This window comes from Bacteroides sp. B1-V-101 (assembly GCF_023656585.1).
Taxonomy (GTDB): domain Bacteria; phylum Bacteroidota; class Bacteroidia; order Bacteroidales; family Bacteroidaceae; genus Bacteroides; species Bacteroides thetaiotaomicron.
The window spans coordinates 1-21559 of the sequence record NZ_JAMOKH010000015.1; the positions used below are offsets into that span (position 1 = coordinate 1).

At 42.0% G+C, this 21559-nt stretch carries 17 protein-coding genes, 1 tRNA gene and 1 pseudogene; 5 read left to right on the forward strand and 14 right to left on the reverse strand.

Features of this window, described 5'->3' with window-relative positions:
- The first annotated feature begins 151 nt into the window (after positions 1-151).
- Both NBH01_RS13115 and NBH01_RS13120 read left to right on the forward strand, forming a co-directional pair.
- Positions 152-3640, forward strand: coding sequence for a SusC/RagA family TonB-linked outer membrane protein (locus NBH01_RS13115; RefSeq protein ID WP_250700143.1), 3489 nt, complete (start codon positions 152-154; stop codon positions 3638-3640).
- Positions 3641-3659: 19 nt separating this feature from the next.
- Positions 3660-5534 (forward strand): SusD/RagB family nutrient-binding outer membrane lipoprotein, encoded by a 1875-nt coding sequence (locus tag NBH01_RS13120; RefSeq protein WP_041161436.1) that lies wholly within the window; start codon positions 3660-3662, stop codon positions 5532-5534.
- 191 nt (positions 5535-5725) lie between these two features.
- Here the strand turns inward: NBH01_RS13120 and NBH01_RS26800 are convergent.
- From NBH01_RS26800 to NBH01_RS13160, 8 genes and pseudogenes are all read right to left on the reverse strand, one after another.
- Positions 5726-5815 (reverse strand): annotated as a pseudogene (locus NBH01_RS26800) (transposase); the annotation flags it as partial.
- A 304-nt stretch (positions 5816-6119) separates the two neighbouring features.
- Positions 6120-7088, reverse strand: coding sequence for a permease (locus NBH01_RS13130; protein ID WP_014299560.1), 969 nt, complete (start codon positions 7086-7088; stop codon positions 6120-6122).
- 45 nt (positions 7089-7133) lie between these two features.
- Positions 7134-7583 (reverse strand): arsenate reductase ArsC, encoded by a 450-nt coding sequence (locus NBH01_RS13135; protein WP_014299561.1) that lies wholly within the window; start codon positions 7581-7583, stop codon positions 7134-7136.
- Complete coding sequence (locus NBH01_RS13140; protein ID WP_014299562.1) at positions 7580-8293, reverse strand: aromatic aminobenezylarsenical efflux permease ArsG family transporter; 714 nt, start codon at positions 8291-8293, stop codon at positions 7580-7582. Before NBH01_RS13140 ends, NBH01_RS13135 begins: the two co-directional genes overlap by 4 nt.
- Before the next feature lie 10 nt (positions 8294-8303).
- Positions 8304-8708 (reverse strand): nitrophenyl compound nitroreductase subunit ArsF family protein, encoded by a 405-nt coding sequence (locus tag NBH01_RS13145; protein ID WP_014299563.1) that lies wholly within the window; start codon positions 8706-8708, stop codon positions 8304-8306.
- An 11-nt stretch (positions 8709-8719) separates the two neighbouring features.
- Positions 8720-8950, reverse strand: a complete 231-nt coding sequence (locus tag NBH01_RS13150) for a thioredoxin family protein (protein ID WP_014299564.1) — start codon at positions 8948-8950, stop codon at positions 8720-8722.
- A 70-nt stretch (positions 8951-9020) separates the two neighbouring features.
- On the reverse strand, positions 9021-9347 hold the full coding sequence (locus NBH01_RS13155; RefSeq protein ID WP_025066930.1) for an ArsR/SmtB family transcription factor: 327 nt from the start codon (positions 9345-9347) through the stop codon (positions 9021-9023).
- A gap of 217 nt (positions 9348-9564) precedes the next feature.
- Positions 9565-9648: transfer RNA gene (locus NBH01_RS13160), tRNA-Leu, on the reverse strand.
- 164 nt (positions 9649-9812) lie between these two features.
- On the opposite strand from NBH01_RS13160, the gene NBH01_RS13165 reads away from it, so the two are divergent.
- On the forward strand, positions 9813-10895 hold the full coding sequence (locus tag NBH01_RS13165; protein ID WP_117577896.1) for a mannose-1-phosphate guanylyltransferase: 1083 nt from the start codon (positions 9813-9815) through the stop codon (positions 10893-10895).
- A gap of 87 nt (positions 10896-10982) precedes the next feature.
- Here NBH01_RS13165 and NBH01_RS13170 read toward each other — a convergent pair whose 3' ends face one another.
- Together NBH01_RS13170 and NBH01_RS13175 are read right to left on the reverse strand one after the other, a co-directional pair.
- On the reverse strand, positions 10983-12632 hold the full coding sequence (locus NBH01_RS13170; RefSeq protein WP_048693374.1) for an AMP-binding protein: 1650 nt from the start codon (positions 12630-12632) through the stop codon (positions 10983-10985).
- Positions 12633-12665: 33 nt separating this feature from the next.
- Positions 12666-13241 carry a helix-turn-helix domain-containing protein gene (locus NBH01_RS13175; RefSeq protein ID WP_008761981.1) on the reverse strand — a complete coding sequence of 192 codons (576 nt, stop codon included), beginning with the start codon at positions 13239-13241 and terminating at the stop codon, positions 12666-12668.
- 373 nt (positions 13242-13614) lie between these two features.
- On the opposite strand from NBH01_RS13175, the gene NBH01_RS13180 reads away from it, so the two are divergent.
- Positions 13615-16239: a hypothetical protein gene (locus NBH01_RS13180; RefSeq protein WP_234141287.1), complete on the forward strand. Its 2625-nt coding sequence runs from the start codon at positions 13615-13617 to the stop codon at positions 16237-16239.
- 75 nt (positions 16240-16314) lie between these two features.
- On the opposite strand, the gene rpsO is transcribed toward NBH01_RS13180, so the two are convergent.
- Complete coding sequence (gene rpsO, locus NBH01_RS13185; RefSeq protein ID WP_008761978.1) at positions 16315-16584, reverse strand: 30S ribosomal protein S15; 270 nt, start codon at positions 16582-16584, stop codon at positions 16315-16317.
- 156 nt (positions 16585-16740) lie between these two features.
- Here rpsO and typA point away from each other — a divergent pair, with 156 nt between their 5' ends.
- Entirely contained in the window at positions 16741-18540 is a 1800-nt protein-coding gene (gene typA / locus NBH01_RS13190; RefSeq protein WP_008761977.1) for a translational GTPase TypA, read from the forward strand.
- 129 nt (positions 18541-18669) lie between these two features.
- Here typA and NBH01_RS13195 read toward each other — a convergent pair whose 3' ends face one another.
- The 3 genes from NBH01_RS13195 to pckA all read right to left on the reverse strand — a co-directional run bounded on the left by NBH01_RS13195 (position 18670) and on the right by pckA (position 21487).
- Positions 18670-19194 (reverse strand): chromate transporter, encoded by a 525-nt coding sequence (locus tag NBH01_RS13195; protein ID WP_008761975.1) that lies wholly within the window; start codon positions 19192-19194, stop codon positions 18670-18672.
- The gene (locus NBH01_RS13200; protein WP_011108481.1) at positions 19191-19748 is read right to left on the reverse strand and encodes a chromate transporter; all 558 of its coding nucleotides are present in this window, start codon (positions 19746-19748) and stop codon (positions 19191-19193) included. Before NBH01_RS13200 ends, NBH01_RS13195 begins: the two co-directional genes overlap by 4 nt.
- A gap of 131 nt (positions 19749-19879) precedes the next feature.
- On the reverse strand, positions 19880-21487 hold the full coding sequence (gene pckA, locus NBH01_RS13205) for a phosphoenolpyruvate carboxykinase (ATP) (RefSeq protein WP_008761973.1): 1608 nt from the start codon (positions 21485-21487) through the stop codon (positions 19880-19882).
- Positions 21488-21559: the final 72 nt, after the last annotated feature.

A 21559-nucleotide genomic window follows, 5' to 3' on the forward strand; every position in this document is an offset into this window, starting at 1 on the left:
TCGTTTTCGGGTATATAGGAAGAAAAAGACTCCCTTACGATTGCGGATGTTTGTTACAGATACAATATGGGGTGTATCGGATATTTGTAAACTCCGAATATTGTCGTATATTTACATCCGTGATTTTATGTTAAACTAATCTAATTTTACTATGATTAAAAAGAGATTATCTAAAGTGCTCTCCATTTCCCTGTTTTACTTAACGTGGTTGGCGGGGGGGGTAACCATCTGTCCTTCAATTAGTTATGCCAACACAAGTGAGGCGTTGGTTGTTCAGCAAACACGTACGGTGAAAGGGCTTGTGAGTGATGAGCTCGGTCCGGTCGCCGGTGCAACGGTTATTGTAAAAGGTACGCAGAACGGAGTTATCACCAATGTGAACGGGGAATTTACGCTTTCGGGTGTTAAGGTGGGCGATGTCATCGAAGTGTCATACATCGGTTATGCCACTCTTAGCGTGAAATACAATGGCGAACAACGCTTGAGTTTGCAACTGAAAGAAGATTCGCAACAACTGGGTGAAGTGGTGGTGACTGCTTTGGGATTGCCCAAACAGGCTAAATCAGTGGGATATGCGACATCCCGTGTATCCACGGCTGAGATTGAACGAGCCAATGCATTGAACCCGGTAAATGCGTTGCAAGGTAAAGTGGCCGGCGTACAAATCAATGCGGGAGGTGCATCCGGTATCACTTCTTCTTCCTCCATTACTATTCGTGGAGCTAAATCTGTTGATAAGAATAATTCGCCGATATTTGTTGTCGATGGCATGATTATTCAAGAAGCTATGACGGGTAATCTGGCCGGTACGGACTGGGGTTCTCAGCTTAAGAACTTGAATCCTGCCGATTATGAAAGCGTCACTGTATTAAAAGGAGCGGCTGCAACTGCGCTATTTGGTTCACGTGGTGCCAACGGTGCCATCATGATTGTATCAAAAGGCGGTAAATTCGGAAAGAAAGGTTTGGGAATAGAGGTGAACCAAACGGTTGAAACGACGGATGTTTATAAATCTCCGGTGGACATGCAGAATGTGTTCGGAGCCGGTGTTGTTTACAACGGTTATCAAGGCGACTTGGGGCCTGACGGTACTCTGTTGAAAACGTCAAACAGTTGGGGCCCCAGAATGGACGGCCGGATGATTAACCAATATTTACCGAATGGAGAATCCACTCCTTTTGTCCCCCATGAAGATAACTGGAAAGAGTTTTACCAAACCGGTGTGAACAGTACCACCAATGTGGCTGTCAATGGAGGTAACGAGAAATCGTCTTTCCGTCTCTCTTACGGATATACCGGCAATAAGGGTGTATTCAAAAACAATGACTTCTCCCGTCACAACATCGCTTTCAGAGGTAATACTGAATTGAACAAAGTATTCTCCATAGAATTAGGTGTGAAATATGCTTTTTCTTCCGCCAAGAACGGTGCCAGCCAAGGTGGTTGGGATTGGGGGAACAACGTGGGTATGATGACCTCGTACAACTTGCCTCGCAATTATGATGTAGGCGCCCACTACCAACAATATCGGGATCCTGAGACCAAAGCTGTTGTTAATGCTACGTTCGGGGCGTTGAGCAGTTATTTCCATACCCGGGATACCCAATTGCAGCAACGCAACGAAAACTCCTTATTGAGCGACATTATTCTTCGCGCCAAAATAACACCGTGGCTGACGAGCAGCATCAAGGCCAACTATAATTATTATGCCATCAGTTCTGAAAAGCGTTGGTGCGGTACAGGCGCGAATTACGGTCCTTCCGGTTCGGGAGGCTACGGACGTGGCGGAAGCACGGAGGGCAATTATAACTTTATGGGAATGCTTCAGTTTACAGAACAGCCATTCAAAGTGGGCAATGAAGATTTTACGTTTAGCGCCATTGCAGCGGCCGAACTTTACGGTAATACGGAAAAACATTCGTGGAAAAAAGAGACCAATGGCGGGCTGGTGGTTCCGGGTGTTTTCGCGTTCTCCAATTCCAAAAACAAGATTGAACCGGAATTCGATTATACTCCACGTAATCAGCAGACATTCGGTATATACGGAATCGTCAACTTAAGCTGGCGCGACCAGGTATTCTTGGAATTGACGGCACGCAATGACTGGTTGTCCACTTTGACTTATCCTGTTTACATGACAAGCGGAAGAAACAACTTTTCCGTTTTCTATCCTTCAATCAACGGCTCGTGGGTATTCACAGACACGTTCAGGAAGAAGATGCCCGAGTGGTTCTCTTTCGGTAAGATACGTGCTTCTCTTGCGCGTGTAGGTATGGGAACGAAAGCCTATGCCACCAGTGATGGCTATGGCATCTTTAAACAAAAAAACATTTATCTGCCCGACCGTAGCGGTTCGGTATTGGCTGCAACCCCGAATCTGGGAACTACATACAACGAAGATCTTAAACCGGAAATTCAGCAGTCTATTGAACTTGGCTTCGATGTCCGCTTTTTTAACGAACGGTTGAACATTGACTTCGCTTATTATAAAACGAATACATTCAACCAGATCATGAAGGTAGGTTCCGTAACGGAATCGGGAGCAAACTCCAAGTTGATCAATGCCGGTAATATCCAGAATCAGGGTATAGAGTTGCAGGTTGAAGGCACTCCCATTCGTACGAAAGATTGGCGTTGGAGCCTTGGCGGTAACTTGACGGTGAACCGTGGTAAGGTAATAGAGTTGGACAACGAAGTGAAAGAGTGGCAGTTGATGGGTGGTTATGATGCTGCACCCGAAATTTGGGCCTACGAAGGAGGAGAATTCGGTGTATTGACTTCCTACAAGAATAGTTCTTACATGTCTCCGATTGTTACATGGCAAGGTGAGAAAGGTGACCCGCGCAATGGCAAGATGGTTATCCAGTATGAAAGGGAATACGCTTCTCCGCATTCCGTATCCATGTATTCGCCGGTGACTTACTACCAACGTAATGAGAAAGGTGATCGCGACCGTCACATTTTGGGTAAAGTGGAACCTGATTTTACATTGAGCTTGAATACGTCTTTGTCTTATAAGAATTTCGACTTATATATTCAGGGCGACGGACGCTTTGGCGGAAATTACTTCTCCAATATGTGGAAATATGCTTCCCCGACAGGCTCTTTGAAATCCTCTTTGGAAGGACGTGCCCAAGAATATGGCGGTATAAAGCGTATAAATTATAAAGGCGAAACGGCGTATGACGGCCTTATGCTGGATGCCGTATTTGCCGAAGGAGCCAAAGCTCCGGTGCAGAATCCGGACGGAACGGCCGGTGAATTGGTCGATGTGGGTGGTATGACCTATAAAGAAGCCATTGAAAAGAAGAACATTCGTCCGGTCATGACAGGAGCCTGGTACGCTTGGAATTACGGTTGGGGTATGGCTGCCATGCCGGGTTCCATTCAGGATAACACCTGGTTCTGCCTGCGTGAAATCACTTTAGGCTATCGTTTGCCTGAGAAGATATGTAAGAAGTTTGGAGCCAATTACCTGCGTCTCGGTTTCACAGCCCGCAACATTTGTTATATCATCAACAAATTGACTGATGGTTTGAACCCGGCCTCCATATCAAACAATAACCCGTTGCAACCTATGGATATTGGTGGTGTTCCATTCTATCGTACCTATGCCGTTAATTTAACCGTAAGATTCTAAAACATCTATATTGAAAGATATGAAAACATTTAAATATTTATTTGCAGGAGTTTGTTCCGTGTTCATGCTTATAAGCTGTTTGGGCGAATATCAGGACTTGAACACCGATCCGGAACAATTGAGCGCAACAGATCCGCGTAGCGAGTTTACCGGTGCTACCCAAAACTTCAATAATTGCAGTCGCAATCACCTTACCGGTAAATATCACGGAACCATGATTTATATGCAATATCTGGTTGCGGCGGGAGGCGCTTCCAGCGGTTCGTATGTTTCGGTGTCGAAACCCAATGAGCATCCCGAACCGTACAGCCCGTCCTATGGCTTTTATTACAGTGCCAATAATGACGGTTTTGGTGGATTCGGTTTGAGACTGACCAACATTATAACTTCATCCATTCCTCAGAATCAGGAGGCGGAACGCTTCAACGACTTAAAGGCCATTTCGCAGATTTTGCTGAACTACGAACAATGGTTGATACTTGACACTTACGGAGCTGCTCCTATTACGGAAGCTTTCCGCGAACAAGGCGAAGGCATCCGTACGCCTCGTTACGACCTCTATCAGCAAAGTATCGACGGCAGTACTCCGATGTATAAAAAGATAGATGCAGAGGTAAAGGCGGCCATTGAACTGTTGAAAGCTTCGAATGAGAATCAATATGCCATTGGTAACAGCGATTTCTTCTATTTCGGTGATGTTCGGAAATGGATAAAATTCGGTAATACGTTGCGTGTAAAGATGGCTCAACGGCTCGAAAAGGCCGATGTTGTTTTCTACGAAAGTGTCATTTCCGAAGTCTTGTCATCCAGCGACAATATCATTTCCAATCAGGGAGAATCTTGTATCTATTATCATCCGAATGACTATAACAACAATACGGACGATATTCAGGATATTACCAGTCGTTATGTGGCATCGGCCGCATTTGTGAACTATTTGAATGCGTACAATGACCCGCGTCTGCCTGTTTTGGTCCGTCGTAATGGTTTCGGCGATGGCAACAACAATGCTGAGAACGATAAATGGTTTGAGACTTTTAAGAAAGAATATCCTGATTATCTCACTCAATATTCTGCGTTCACTAATCGCTATGTCGGCATGTCGGCCAATCCGGACAGCGCCAATACCACGTTCCATAAGAACGCATATCTGACATTGCCCTATCATAAAGAAGACGGAACAGAAGCCAATCTGGAAATTCGCATGCACTCTCAGGCTGAAAGTCGCTATTTTGTGAAAAACGGTGGCCGTAATGGTAACAGCAATATGCCTGCACGTGCCATTGAAAGTGTGGATTATGAAATAGACCAAGACAAAATCGGCTGTTTCACGCCTATCCTGACTTATCCGGAAACATGTTTTATGCTGGCTGAAATTGCTGTTAAAAAAGGCTTGGGAGTAGCCGGAAAAGATGCAACGACATGGTTTCGAGAAGGTATACGGGCTTCTGTTGAGCAGTATAAAAATTGGGCCGCCAAAATGTATGTTGTTGCTCAAACAGCCGAAACAGCTCCTAACTTTAATCCGATCACTGAAGAAAAGATTGCCGAATATCTGAAACGGCCGGAATTCCAGACTGCCACTTTGGAAAAGATCATTTCGCAACAGTGGATTAATTTATATATGCAACCGGAAGAGATGTGGGCCACTTGGAAACGGACCGGATTACCTAAATTCAAAGACAAACCGATGCCTGAAGAAGGTGTAGCGTTCCTGGAAACGATTCAGGATGCCAAAGCAGATCTTATTATTCCGCGTCGTAACTCGTTGGGAACTCCCAATTCTTTGAATATGGATAATTATCTTTCTGCCGTTGAGGCTTTGAAGAAAGATGCCAAATACGGTTCCGGAACGGAAAAGACAGAAGGCCGCATCTGGTGGGATAAAGAATAACAAACCTACGTCCTAAGTTTACGGACATGGGAAAAAGAAAGGGGCATCGCTGTTTAAGTATAGCGGTGCCTTTTTTCTTATATAATAACTTGAATTCGGTCTATTTTTTATACAATAAGTCTTTTTTTTAATGATCTCAATATTCATAGTTGGCTTCTTAGGCATGAGTTGACAGGCAATAAGTGTGGCTAATTGGATACGAAGTTATCGATACTTCTGTGCCCGGTATGTTCTATGTGACATACATTCTTGAGTTCATCATTGACTGTTTCAATGGCAGATTGCATATTCCGGAGCAACCCCACCCAATCACTAACGGAAAAATATAGCTCATAAAGCTTTACAAAGTCGTTTCCCGGTGTTTCCGTTCATCCGATTTGAGTTCAAAATTGGATGAATATGACTAAAAGAACGATAGATTTTACCTTTTTCCGGAGCATATCCGTTCACGTTTTGCACTTGTCAAGATACCTTTGCGTTCCTAAAACAGTAAAATGCAAAGATATGGCTGGTACACTAATCGATATGAGTAAAATCAAGCAAATGTTCCGGTTCTACCAGATGGGACACTCCAACACTTTTACACTACAATACCATGTTATACAGATAACCTAACATAATGATAAATAAGGTTATCAATCCAAAGAATATCCCTATCAACCGCCAAGTCATTACTTTTTTCAACAGCGTAGCTTCGGGCAATGACAGCCCAACAACTGCCATCATAAAAGCAAGCGCAGTTCCTATGGGGATACCCTTAGCTACAAAAACTTCAATTACCGGTACTATTCCGGCAGCATTGGCATACATTGGAACTGCCAACACTACTGATAAAGGAACTGCAAACCAATTATCCTTAGACATATACTGTTCAAAAAATCCTTCCGGTACATAGCCGTGCATAAATGCACCGATACCGATGCCGATAAGGATATACAGAAGTACACCTTTGACAATGCCCCATGCTTCTTGCATGATAATCGGCAATCGTCTAAAGAACGGAGTATGCTCTTTTTCCCATGTTCCGGAGTCGGAAGTTGAGTTTTGCTGAATTTGTTTTACCCAATCACTCAAATAAGGCTCCAATTTCATCTTGCCCAAAATAAATCCACCTACCATACCTAACAGAATACCGCTAATCACATAAATAGAAGTAATACGCAACCCAAAAGTGCCGATAAACATGGCAACAGCAACCTCATTCACCAAAGGCGAGGTTATCAAATAGGCGAATGTTACCCCCAAAGGAATACCCCCTTTCACAAATCCGATAAACAGCGGTATGGAAGAACAGGAACAGAACGGGGTAATAGCACCAAATAAGGCTGCAAAGAAATATTGCAATCCATATAGTTTACGAGAGGTCAAATAATTGCGCAAACGTTCTATCGGGAAATAAGCATTTATAATTCCCATTATCACGCTGATAAAAAATAATAATATCAAAATCTTTATCGTATCGTAAAAGAAGAAGTTTATAGCTTCTCCTAAAGCTGTTGAAGCATCCAAACCGAAGATGTCATACACCAGCCAATCTGCAAACCTTTGTATCATAATCCTATTATTGTTTGTAATAATACGAACATATTACCTAAAAAATTAGCGGTTACAAGCACATTTAGGCAGTTCTTGTTTTTTTATCTCTGTAATGTAGAACTTGGCAAATTCATTCTTGATTTCATTACGCACTCTTTCAAATTCGTTTCTGATGAAGTCCGTTGTCCCTATTACTTCCGAGGGGTCATCAAAACCAATATGCAACCGTTTCCCTACATTGCCCTCAAAAGCCGGACACGTTTCGTTAGCACTACCGCATACTGTTATCACATAATCCCATGTATCACTTAAATAAGCAGTTACATTGGTAGGAATATGCTTACTTATATCAATGCCAACTTCTGCCATTGTCTTAACAGCCAAAGGATTAACTTTCTCAGCCGGATGCGTACCAGCGGAATACACTTGTATATTCTTATCAAACGATTGCAGGAAACCATGCGCCATTTGGCTGCGACAGCTATTTCCTGTACATAAAATTAAAATTTTCATATTATACCCAAATTTATCAATCCATAATAAATGCCAACCAAAATAAACAGTATAGCTACCATGTTATTAAACCACTTCTGAAAAGTCTGCACACGGTTATAAAACTTTCCTATCCCTGCTACACTGTATGCCAAAATCCAAGCGACAAGCATAACTGGAAGCCCTGTTGCCAATGCAAAAATGACAGGTAGCAAATACCCCTCACTTTCCATAGCTGACATGGGAATAAGCATGCCAAAATAAAATAGACCACTGGTCGGACAAAACGCCATGGCAAACAATATCCCCAACAACAAACTACCCCATGAGCCTTTTAGTTTTTCTGTCTTTTCAGTAGCGGAAAATCCGAACTTAGGTAATTGCAATTTATCTCCGAATAGCATAAACAGCCCTATCAACATCAAAGCAGGAGCAAGCAGCAGTTCCCCCCATTCGCTGATACCTTTTTGTATGGCAAACATATCTGCACCCTTTCGGAGTATTGCGATAAGTATTGCGCCTAATGCAGAATAAGCCAATACACGCCCTAAAGTATATAGAACACCATTTGTAAATATCCGGTTACGGTTATTTATATCCTTACTGATAAATCCAATAGCGGTAATGTTGGTAGCCAATGGGCAAGGACTTACAGCAGTCAACAGACCGAGCAGAAAAGCGGTAATAATAGGTATCTCACTATTATCCAACCATGTTTGCAAGTATTCCATAAAACTGTATTTATTTTAGCAACTGATTGATTTTCTGTTTTAATTCTTTCTTGAAAGCCGATGTATTGTTTCGGGCATTCTGAAAACCAAAGCGTGTCATGTCGTTACGTTCTTCTTTACCGTTCTTCCATTTATTAACATAAAGAGAAGACCAACTTACACGATATTTCTCTGCCAACTTCTCGCCTTCGGGAGTTGAAATATCTACTTCTTTGAAACGTAGTTTACCATTTTTAACCAACTCTGCCAAATCTGCATTGACCACTTCTTTCGTATATTTCTCAATGGCTTTGCAAGTTACACAACGTTGTTTCCCATGAAAATAAAGAACTTCCACATAGGTATCCGCGGCAATCTGAGCCATTCCACAAATAGAAAACAAACAAGCAATGGTAAGGAATAAAAAGCGTTTCATCATAATCTGATTTACTTGGTTAATACATCTTTTACTTCTTTGGCAGAAAGTTTGCCCTTTGCCACAACCTTACCGTCAACAACGAGGGCAGGAAGTGTCATTACATTGTATTCCATAATCTTCATCAAATCTTCTTCTTTGGTTATTACCGCTTCCAAAGCTAATTCTTTTACTACTTGTTCAACCGTTGCATGCAGAGCCTTACAACCTGCACAGCCTGTTCCTAATACTTTAATTTCCATAATTTATAAATTTATTATATTAAACGTAATTCGCAAAACAACGAACATTGATATTAAAAAAAGGGGATTATCAGCAACACTCCCCCGATTTACAGATACATTGCCCGAAAAACTCCTTAAAGAGTTCACGAGCCAATTGCCAATTCTCTCGGTTGATACAGTATTTCACTTTAGGCGTTTCAACCTCTCCTTGTATAAGTCCTGCATCTTTCAACTCTTTCAAGTGCTGTGATACGGTTGCTTTGGCAATGGGAAGTTCTTCGTGAATATCCCCAAAATAACACGTTTTCTGCTTTGCCAAAAAGTGCATAATAGCAATTCGGGCAGGATGTCCCAATGCTTTGGCAAATCTTGCCAACTGTTCCTGCGTAACAGTATAATCTTTCTTTTCTTCCATATCTCGAATATTGTTCGCAAATATACGAACAATATTATAAAAACCAACAACACTTCTATAATTTAACAAATCAAAATTTATATGATTTTATTCTTTTACTAATGGAAAGGAACGGCTTACTGCTACATTTTTTGCACGTGTGGGGAAAATGTGGGGAAAATTCAAGCAAAAGAAAAAGCTAAGTGATTGATTTTTCAATACTTAGCTTTTATCTTCGTACCCAGACCCGGGGTCGAACCGGGATGGAAGTGAATCCACTGGTGTTTGAGACCAGCGCGTCTACCGATTCCGCCATCTGGGCATGCTTGATTTCTCAATTGCGGTGCAAAGATACGACAATATTTTGATTCCACAATAGCTTGAGAAAAAAAAGGAGCAAAAAATAATAAAACATGTCCCAAAGGCTTCTGTATTTAGAGAATAAACCGTACATTAGCAAAAACATTTAAAAATAGAGTCACTATCATGACAAACATGGATAATTATTGCGTGATTATGGGTGGTGGTATCGGTAGCCGCTTCTGGCCGTTTAGCCGCAAAACATTGCCCAAACAATTTCTTGACTTCTTCGGAACCGGTCGTTCACTCCTACAACAGACCTTCGACCGCTTTCAAAAGGTAATCCCAACCGAAAATATTCTTATTGTCACCAATGCAATGTACGCCGATCTGGTGAAGGAACAACTTCCCGAATTGGATGAGAAACAGATTTTATTGGAACCCGCAAGAAGAAATACCGCTCCATGCATCGCATGGGCTGCCTATCACATCCGCGCTTTAAACCCGAATGCGAATATCGTCGTTGCTCCCTCAGATCATCTGATTTTGAAAGAAGAAGAATTCCGTGCGGCAATCATTAAAGGACTGGAATTCGTTTCTCACTCTGAAAAGTTACTGACACTAGGCATCAAGCCCAACCGTCCTGAGACCGGATATGGCTATATACAAATTGACGAACCAACCAGTGATGGCTTCTACAAAGTAAAGACATTCACCGAAAAACCGGAACTGGAATTAGCCAAAGTATTCGTAGAAAGCGGTGAATTCTACTGGAACTCCGGATTATTTATGTGGAACGTCAATACCATTATTAAAGCTGCAGAAATCCTGCTTCCCGAATTAGTATCCAAACTGGCACCGGGAAAAAACATCTATGCTACAGATAAAGAGAAAGCATTCATTGAAGAAAACTTTCCCGCATGTCCCAATGTATCCATTGACTTCGGTATCATGGAAAAAGCGGACAATGTATATGTATCTTTAGGCGATTTTGGTTGGTCTGACCTGGGCACATGGGGATCACTCTACGACTTATCAGAAAGAGACCGGGAAGGCAATGTGACCTTAAAAAGTCATTCTTTGATCTATAATGGAAAAGATAATATGATCGTACTCCCCAAAGGAAAGCTCGCCGTGATCGATGGCTTGGAAGGCTATCTGATAGCCGAATCGGACAATGTCCTGCTAATCTGCCGTAAAGACGAAGAACATTCTATCCGCAAATACGTGAATGATGCCCAGATGCAACTGGGAGACGATTTCATTTAAGAATGAAGAACTAAAAAAGAAGAATGAAGAATTGCTATGCAGCATACAGCGCAGCTAATTCTTCATTCTTCTTTTTTAATTCTTTATTTAAATAATTTCTATCCCCTGCTCCTTACAAAGCTGCAATCCAAGATCTTTCAGTCTGAATTTCTGAATTTTACCACTGCCTGTCATCGGAAACTCCTTCACAAAGAAGACATATTTCGGTATCTTATAACGGGAAATCTTATTCTTACAGAAGTCACGAACGTCCGATTCATGCATTTTCACCCCTTCCTGCAAGATGATAAAAGCACCAACCGCTTCACCATATTTCTTAGAGGGAATCCCTGCTACCTGAACATCCTTTACTCCATCAAGTTTATAAAGGAATTCTTCGATTTCACGTGGATAGATATTTTCACCACCACGAATAATCATATCCTTGATACGTCCTGTGATCCGGTAATTTCCGTCCTCATCTTTAATGCCTAAGTCGCCCGAATGCAGGAAGTTATCTTTATCAATCACTTCAGCCGTAGCTTCCGGATTCTTATAATACCCTTTCATCGTATTATATCCACGATTGCACATTTCGCCTTGTACGCCTACCGGACATTCTTCGCCGGTTTCAGGATCAATCACTCTGACTTCTGTAAATTCAAAGTCGCGTCCTACCGTATTACAACGTACATCAAACGAATCATCGATGCGGGTAGCGGTCATACCGGGAGCGGCTTCAGTCAGTCCGTATACACTGGTAACCTTCATGTACATCTTTTCTTCTACCTGTTTCATCAGTTCAACCGGACACAACGAACCTGCCATTATACCGGTACGCAGACAAGACATATCAAACAAGTCGAACATCGGATGATGCAACTCGGCAATAAACATCGTAGGCACTCCGTAAAGAGCCGTACAGCGTTCTTTATGAATGGAAGCCAACACGACCAACGGATCAAACCGCTCTACCATCACCTGTGTACACCCATGAGTCAGACAGTTCATCGTAGCCAACACCACTCCAAAACAATGGAATAGCGGCACACAACAACAGAGTTTGTCATCCGCCGTAAACTTCATGTGTTCGCCGGTCAGAAAACCGTTGTTGGCAATATTATAATGAGTCAGCATCACTCCTTTCGGGAAACCGGTAGTTCCTGATGTATATTGCATATTTACCACATCATGACAGTCCACTTTACTTTTAAGTTCAGTCAGGCGATCATCTTCCACATTATTCCCTAGCAGCAAGATTTCCGCAGTATTATACATTCCCCGATGTTTCTCCTGACCGACGTATATCACATTCTTCATATACGGAAAGCGTTCACTCTTCAAATGACCGCGTTCGCAGGTTTTCAGTTCAGGAAGCATCGTATACGTCATTTGCACAAAATCACTGTCCTTTTCACCATTGACGATACAAAGTGTATGCATATCGGAATTCTGGCAAAGATACTCCAGCTCGGCCTGCTTATAATTCGTATTCACCGTGACGTATACCGCACCAATCTTGGCACAAGCATACAGCAATGTCAGCCAATCGGGCACGTTCGCCGCCCAAATACCGACATGAGTACCACGTTCCACACCAACAGCGATCAGTCCTTTCGCCATATCATCCACACGCTGGTTTAGCTGGCTCCATGTAAAACGAAGATTACGGTCGGAATAAACGATATATTCCTTATCGGGAGTCTCTTCAGCCCAATGTTCCAGCCATTGCCCAAGAGTACGTTCAAATAATTGCATGCGATTATTCTTAATATTTGGTATCAGATTTTATTAAATCGGAGTGTAGACTACAGCCAATATTTTAGCAGCCTGCCCTTCGTAAGCATGTACATGATGAGGAACGATGGAGTCATAGTAAATACTATCACCTTCTTCCAGCAAATAGGTATTCTTACCATAGCTGATTTCCATAACCCCTTCCATAACCATGATAAACTCTTCTCCTTCATGCGAAGAAAGCACAAAGTCGCTGTCCTCTGTCGGCATCACGTCAATGATAAACGGCTCCATGTGACGATCCGCTTTCGATTTAGACAATGAATGATATTCCATGTGCTTGCGTGAATGAATCGCATTATTGGAAAAGCTGATGGCATCTTTAGCCTCTTTTTTACGGCATACCACAGGCCCGATTTCATCCTGATCATCCAGGAAAGTGCCCAGACGTACCCCCAGCACACGCGCTATTTTAATCAGCGGTGCAAGAGACGGTATATCGATGTTATTTTCAATTCGTTCGATCTGCTCGATAGCCAAACCCGAACGCTGTGCCAATTCCTCTATACTTATTGATTTATCTTCCCGGAGCGCTTTAATTTTCTCTCCAACAATCTTACTCGTATCCATATTGAAAGTTTTTTAGTTAGCAAAGGTGATAAATTAGAATAATTTGGTTGCAAAAATAGCAAAATCTTTAGATGAACACAATTATAATCCTAAAATATCTCCAGTAATATATCTCTTTTCACCTACTCCCCTATAAAATGAATAAAGTGATTATATAGTCTGGAGATTAACACTAATTAAACTCGGAATTTTCATATTATCATTATTTTTTCTTTTCTTGTAAAATCATAAGTAGTTATTGTTAAACCTCTAAATATATAGCTTATGAACACACACAATCAATTCACAAGTAGTAAAGAGAGAATCCAACAAGTATAGTTATGCTAACACTCGACGTTCCCCTACCTTCAAATTACTGATCACTCAAAATACAATGAGAATACGCTCCATAATCATCATTTTCTGCCTCCTATCAAGTATAGCCGTGCAAATCCATAGCCAGCAAGTTGCGGATTCTATATTCGCAACTTACTTTGCCCGTTCACAAGCCTACGCTGATGCATATCCACGCGAGAAAGCCTATCTGCACTTGGACAACACCAGTTACTACATCGGAGACACAATATGGTATAAGGCATACGTAGTAACGGCCGAGCAAAACCAGCCTAGCCCAATCAGTACCCCACTTTATGTAGAACTATTAGACCAACTGGGAAATACTAGCGACCGACAAATCATACAGTTGCGGGATGGAGAAGGAGAAGGGCAATTCATACTGACCAAAGCCTTATTCTCCGGTTTTTATGAGATTAGGGCCTATACGAAGTGGATGTTGGCATTCAGTGAAAAGCAATATTTCTCGCGTACGATCCCTGTATATAGAAAACGGAGAAGCGAAGTAGACGAAAACCGGAGCATCATCACTTACCGAATGGATGAATCTATGAAGCAACGTCCGCGTTCAAAAGAAAAAGATTTCATGATTCGATTCTTCCCGGAAGGTGGACAATTAGTAGAGGGAGTGCCTTCAGTCGTTGCATTCGAAGCGACAAGTAAAGAAGAAGGTACAGTAGGCATTTCAGGAACTGTTTATGGGCCAGATGATGTAGAACTTACACAATTTACAACTCTCCACGACGGTATGGGATGCTTTACATACACCCCTACAGACAAACAAGCCAAAGCTGTAGTGACCTATCAAGATAAAAAATACTCATTTCAGCTACCGAAGGCTTTACCCCAAGGATATGTGCTAAATGTGGCGTCTAAAGAAAAAGCATTAGTCATCAAAGTTCTCAGAAATTCGACAAGTCTCAAAGATACACTGGCTTTATTCATATCACATCAAGGACGTCCGCTCATGTATCAGACCATTGATTTTAAAGATCAAACAGTATATCATCTCCCGTTATCCACTCAGGGATTGCCGAGAGGAGTCATACAACTCTCTTTAATGAATAGCAATGGGGCAACGTTATGCGAGCGCTTTTGCTATGTAATGCCTTCTCCATCTTTACAATTAACAGCCACATCCACCAATGCATTATACTATCCTTTTGAACCAATTGAGTATCATATCTCAATGAAAGACCATACAGGTCAACCAATACAAGGACATTTCTCCGTAGCGGTCCGGGATGCTTTAAAATCAGACTTCCAACGGTTCGATCAGACAATTTACACAGACCTTTTACTTACATCAGATCTGAAAGGATACATTCATCAACCTGGATATTATTTCGCAAACAATTCTCCCAGACGAAGAGTGGCATTAGATAATCTGTTGATGATTCACGGATGGAGAAAATATGATATAAGCCAAGCCATCAGTGCCACTCCAGAAATACCAATCTATCTGCCGGAAACGAGACTGACTCTGCATGGGCAGGTAACATCTTTTCTGAGAAACAAAGAGCAAAAAGATATCTCTGTAAGCGTCATTGCCCGGAGAGATACGATATCAGCAGCAGGTACTACGGTCACAGACTCTTTGGGATTCTTCCACATTCCAATGGATGCCTTCAATGGTTCCATGAGTGCGGCTATTCAAACTCGCCGTAAAGGAAAAAAGCTGAACCGGAAAACAAACATATCACTTTTCCGTAACTTTACACCCGAACTACGCAAATACGCTTACGAAGAGCTACATCCTAAATGGGAAGATATTAGCGGACTCAGTTGGTGGAGCAGTCTCTCCGACTCTCTTTATCTAGATTCAATTATGGGACACGACACTCATTTGTTGGATCAGGTAACGATTAAAGCCAAACGTACGAAATACAAAAAAATTCTAGCTTTCGAGCAATCTGTAAGAGCTTATTATGATATCCCTAAGGAACTGGATCGAATGCGCGATGAAGGAAAATTCATGGACTATTTCCCTTGGCTAATGACCACATTAAATCCCAATATTCAAGTGAAGTCTAAGTGGAAGGGAGATCCACCATTTATAACCATGAAATACAAGAATCATTATATACTATGCGTCATAAATGGAGTTCTTTACTCAACATTTGATCGGGAGCTTTTTATAGATAAAAATATCGATGCGATAAAATCTGTTATGATTTGCGACGGCACGACAGCAAGTGCCGGAATTGATGAGGACAGCGCTTATCACCTGAGCGACGAAAGTCTAAAAAATCACATGGAAACTTCCAGACTCTCTCCCTTTGAAGAAAAAGCTCTCAAAAGTTATCTGAACAACACAACTCCCTATAATCAACCGGGAAATCTATTTGCAATTTGCTATATCACTACCATCGACAATTGGGACCCGGAAAAGAAGTACCAATCACGTGGTATCCGAAACACACAGATCCAAGGTTACTCCCAACCCATTGAATTTTATTCACCCTATTACCCGGATATCAGTAAAGGACAAGGCAATGACCACCGCCGTACAATCTATTGGAACCCTAAAGTTACCACCGACGAAAATGGAGTAGCCATCATTCGCTGTAATAATGCGAACTCGTCTACATTCCTGACAATTAGTTGTGAAGCACTATACAACGGACAGCCGGCTGCAATCAATGTGCACAGCATAAAATACTAATCCTTCATTGAAAGCCAATAAAAAAACCGTTTCTCAATGTGAGAAACGGTTTTTAATCTTTTCGCGGCAAGTAGATTACTTACGCAAACCAAGTTCTTTAACAATAGAACGATATCTTGTGATATCTTTGTCCTTCAGGTAATTCAGCAAACGACGACGTTTAGCTACCAACATTGTTAAAGCTCTCTCTGTACTATAATCTTTTCTGTTGAGCTTCATGTGCTCAGTCAGGTGAGAAATACGGTAGGAAAACAAAGCTATCTGCGCTTCAGTTGAGCCAGTATCAGAGTTAGACTTCCCGTACTTTCCAAAGATTTCTTGCTTTTCAGCTGCGTCTAAATACATAATTTTTAAAATTTTGATATAGTAAATTATTCTTTTGAGCGTGCAAAGATAGACATTATCTTTATATCTCACAACGTTTTACAAGAAAAAAATGGGGCTATTGCATTTATTTCTAATCCTATTTTCGTACCTTTGCAGCCAAATAATAGGTATTATATGCAAAATATTCGAAACATTGCAATCATTGCCCATGTTGATCATGGGAAAACAACGCTGGTTGACAAGATGTTGCTGGCCGGAAATCTATTCCGCAGCAATCAAAATAGTGGTGAACTTATCCTGGATAACAACGACCTGGAACGTGAACGTGGTATAACGATCCTTTCTAAAAATGTATCCATCAATTACAACGGTACTAAAATTAACATCATTGATACTCCGGGACACAGCGACTTCGGTGGTGAAGTAGAACGCGTATTGAATATGGCAGATGGCTGCATTCTGTTAGTCGACGCTTTCGAAGGTCCGATGCCCCAAACACGTTTCGTACTTCAGAAGGCACTGGAAATCGGTTTGAAACCAATCGTGGTAGTAAATAAGGTAGATAAGCCTAACTGCCGCCCTGAAGAAGTTTACGAAATGGTTTTCGACCTGATGTTCAGCCTCAACGCAACAGAAGACCAACTGGACTTCCCCGTTATTTACGGTTCCGCCAAAAATAACTGGATGAGCACAGACTGGCAAAAGCCGACAGATACCATTACCCCGCTACTGGATTGTATTATTGAAAATATTCCTGCTCCCGAACAACTGGAAGGTACTCCGCAGATGCTGATTACTTCTCTGGATTATTCTTCTTATACCGGTCGTATTGCCGTAGGTCGCGTACATCGCGGTACCTTGAAAGAAGGAATGAACATCACGCTGGTAAAACGTAATGGCGATATGTTCAAATCTAAAATTAAAGAGCTTCATGTATTTGAAGGTTTGGGACGTGTAAAAACAAACGAAGTTTCATCAGGAGATATCTGTGCATTGGTAGGTATCGAGGGTTTTGAGATCGGAGATACAGTCTGCGATTTCGAAAATCCGGAAGCATTACCGCCAATCGCTATCGACGAGCCGACGATGAGCATGCTATTTGCCATCAATGACTCTCCGTTCTTCGGAAAAGACGGTAAGTTCGTGACTTCACGCCACATCCACGACCGTCTGATGAAAGAACTTGATAAGAATCTAGCACTCCGTGTAAGAAAGAGTGAGGAAGACGGCAAATGGATTGTTTCCGGCCGTGGCGTACTTCACCTTTCTGTATTGATCGAGACCATGCGTCGTGAAGGATACGAACTGCAGGTAGGTCAGCCACAGGTTATCTTTAAAGAAATCGACGGCGTCAAGTGCGAACCGATCGAAGAACTGACAATCAACGTACCGGAAGAATATTCAAGCAAGATTATCGATATGGTTACCCGCCGCAAAGGTGAAATGGTGAAGATGGAAAATACGGGCGAACGTATCAACCTTGAATTTGACATGCCTTCACGTGGTATCATCGGTCTTCGTACCAACGTACTGACTGCTTCTGCCGGTGAAGCTATCATGGCACACCGTTTTAAAGAATATCAGCCGCACAAGGGAGAAATCGAACGCCGTACCAATGGTTCCATGATCGCAATGGAAAGCGGAACTGCTTTTGCCTATGCCATCGATAAATTGCAGGATCGCGGTAAGTTCTTCATCTTCCCGCAGGACGAAGTATATGCAGGCCAGGTAGTAGGAGAACACTCCCATGACAACGATCTGGTTATCAACGTTACAAAATCCAAAAAGCTTACCAACATGCGTGCTTCCGGATCTGATGACAAAGTTCGTCTGATTCCGCCTGTTCAGTTCTCACTCGAAGAGGCATTGGAATACATCAAAGAAGATGAATACGTAGAGGTAACTCCGAAAGCAATGCGTATGCGCAAAGTCATTCTGGACGAAATCGAGCGTAAACGCGCGAACAAATCATAAGCAATAGCCCGAGATAATGCAGAAAGCCCGCCGGATTTTATTTAGCGGGCTTTTTCTATTTCCAGTTCATGCATATTAAGCAACTTCTTTACGATCCAGTAGCCAACCCTAGCTTTATAAAAAGTTTTTTTAATACAAGATCACCCCCACCAGACCTGCCAGACAAATCAGCAGAATAGGATGCAAATCCCATTTCCAGGTGATAAGGAATGCCCCAGCAAAGATTCCTATACTTTTATAATCAATAAAATTCTCCCTGTTCATCATCAACAAGGCAGCCGAGGCAATCAATGCCACTGACATGGGAAGCAAGCCGGACATCGCTGCTTTTATGTATTTATTATCCTTGCATTTCGCAAAGAAATAGGAAATGAGCAATACGAGAATAAAAGAGGGCAGACACACCGCTACGGTAGCAAGTACCGCTCCCCATACACTGTGTGTCACTGCATAGCCCACATAAGTAGCACTATTAATTCCAATCGGCCCCGGAGTCATCTGCGAAATTGCCACCACATCCGTAAATTGTTGGGGAGTCAGCCAATGGTGGAGATCTACAATTTCATGCTGAATCAACGAAAGCATCGCATAACCACCTCCGAAACCAAACGTACCTATCTTCAGATACACCCAAAGTAACTGTAAATATATCATGCCTTTATATCTTTAATCTTATTTTTCAACCACAGAGTATACACTAATCCACCGGAAATCCCCGCCAATACCACATAAATAGGAGAAAGCCCGAATTGCCAGATCAGTACTGTGGCAATCACAGGAGCTATCAGTTGCACATACTTCAAATGCAAAGCTCTGACCGCAGATATACAAGGAAACAAAATCAGCGCCACTACAGCCGGACGTATCCCGTTAAAGATACGAATCATCACCTCATTGTCCTGAAAACGGGCAAAGAACATGGCAATCAACATCATAATGACGAATGAAGGGAGAATAGTCGCCAACGCACAAACCAGACTTCCGCTGACCTTATGAAGTTTATATCCCACGAAAATGGATATATTTACCGCAAAAACTCCGGGCAACGATTGAGTCAAGGCAAACATTTCCATAAATTCTTCCTTGCTCATCCATTTTCTCTTGACTATTTCCCGCTCTATCAAGGGAATCATGGCATATCCTCCGCCAATGGTAAACATGCCGATTTTTGCGAATGTACAAAAGAGTTTCAAATAAGTAATAATCATGTATTTGTCAGCGTTTTATCGAACATAATTCAGATTAACAAAGATACAAAATCACCTTCATATAAACAAAAAAAGGCGGCTCCTTTCGGAACCGCCCACATTTTGCATTACATATCTATTGCCTAAAAGGCTTAGAGTTTCGGACCAGCAGCAACTAAAGCCTTACCAGCTTCGTTACCTGTAAATTTAGCGAAGTTCTTGATGAAACGTCCAGCCAAATCTTTTGCTTTTTCTTCCCATTGGCAAGCACATTCGTAAGTGTCGCGTGGGTCAAGGATCTTCGGATCAACACCCGGAAGTTCTGTAGGAACAACAAAGTCGAAGTAAGGCATAACCTTAGTAGGAGCTTTGTCGATAGAACCGTCAAGGATAGCGTCGATGATACCACGAGTATCTTTGATAGAGATACGTTTGCCAGTACCATTCCAACCAGTGTTAACCAAATATGCCTTAGCACCAGTTTTTTCCATCTTCTTCACCAGTTCTTCACCGTATTTAGTTGGGTGCAGTGACAAGAAAGCAGCACCGAAACAAGCCGAGAATGTCGGAGTCGGTTCAGTGATACCACGTTCTGTACCAGCCAATTTAGCTGTAAAACCAGACAAGAAGTAATATTTAGTTTGTTCTGCGTTCAGGATAGATACCGGAGGCAATACACCGAATGCGTCAGCTGACAAGAAGATAACTTGTTTAGCGTGAGGACCTTTAGACACTGGTTTAACGATGTTTTCGATGTGATAGATAGGATAAGAAACACGAGTGTTTTCAGTTACTGACTTGTCAGCGAAGTTGATTTCGCCTTCAGCGTTAACTGTACAGTTTTCCAACAAAGCATCGCGTTTGATAGCATTCCAGATGTCCGGTTCGCTTTCTTTATCCAAGTTGATAACTTTAGCGTAGCAACCACCTTCGAAGTTGAATACACCTTCGTCATCCCATCCGTGTTCGTCATCACCGATCAACAAACGTTTCGGGTCAGTAGACAAAGTAGTCTTACCTGTACCTGACAGACCGAAGAAGATAGCTGAGCTCTTGCCTTCTTTATCAGTGTTAGCAGAGCAGTGCATAGAAGCCATACCGTTCAAAGGCAATAAGTAGTTCATGTAAGAGAACATACCTTTCTTCATTTCACCACCGTACCAAGTATTCAGGATAACCTGGATCTTTTCAGTCAAGTTGAATACAACTGCAGTTTCCGAGTTCAAGCCCAGTTCTTTGTAGTTTTCAACTTTAGCTTTAGAAGCGTTCATGATAACGAAATCAGGTTCACCGAAGTTAGCCAGTTCTTCAGCTGTCGGACGGATGAACATGTTTGTTACGAAGTGAGCTTGCCATGCTACTTCCATGATGAAGCGCAGTTTCAAGCGAGAGTTTTCGTTAGCTCCGCAGAAAGCGTCAACAACGAACAGTCTTTTGTTAGAAAGTTCTTTAGTTGCCAAATCTTTCACAGCTGCCCAACATTTAGCGTCAACTGGTTTGTTGTCGTTTTTGTATTCTTCAGAAGTCCACCATACTGTATTTTCGCTGGTTTCGTCTTTTACGAAGAATTTATCTTTAGGAGAACGTCCTGTATAAACGCCAGTCATTACGTTTACAGCGCCCATGTTAGTTACCTGGCCTTTTTCAAAACCTTCCAAACCTGGTTTTGTTTCTTCAGCGAACAAAACGTCATAAGACGGATTGTGCACAATCTCGGTCACACCTGTGATACCGTACTTGCTTAAATCTAAATTTGCCATTTTTTTTGAATTAATTAAAATTGGTATTTCGTTTTATTATCTCTTTTCACCTGAACATGAGGAGCTTTGGGT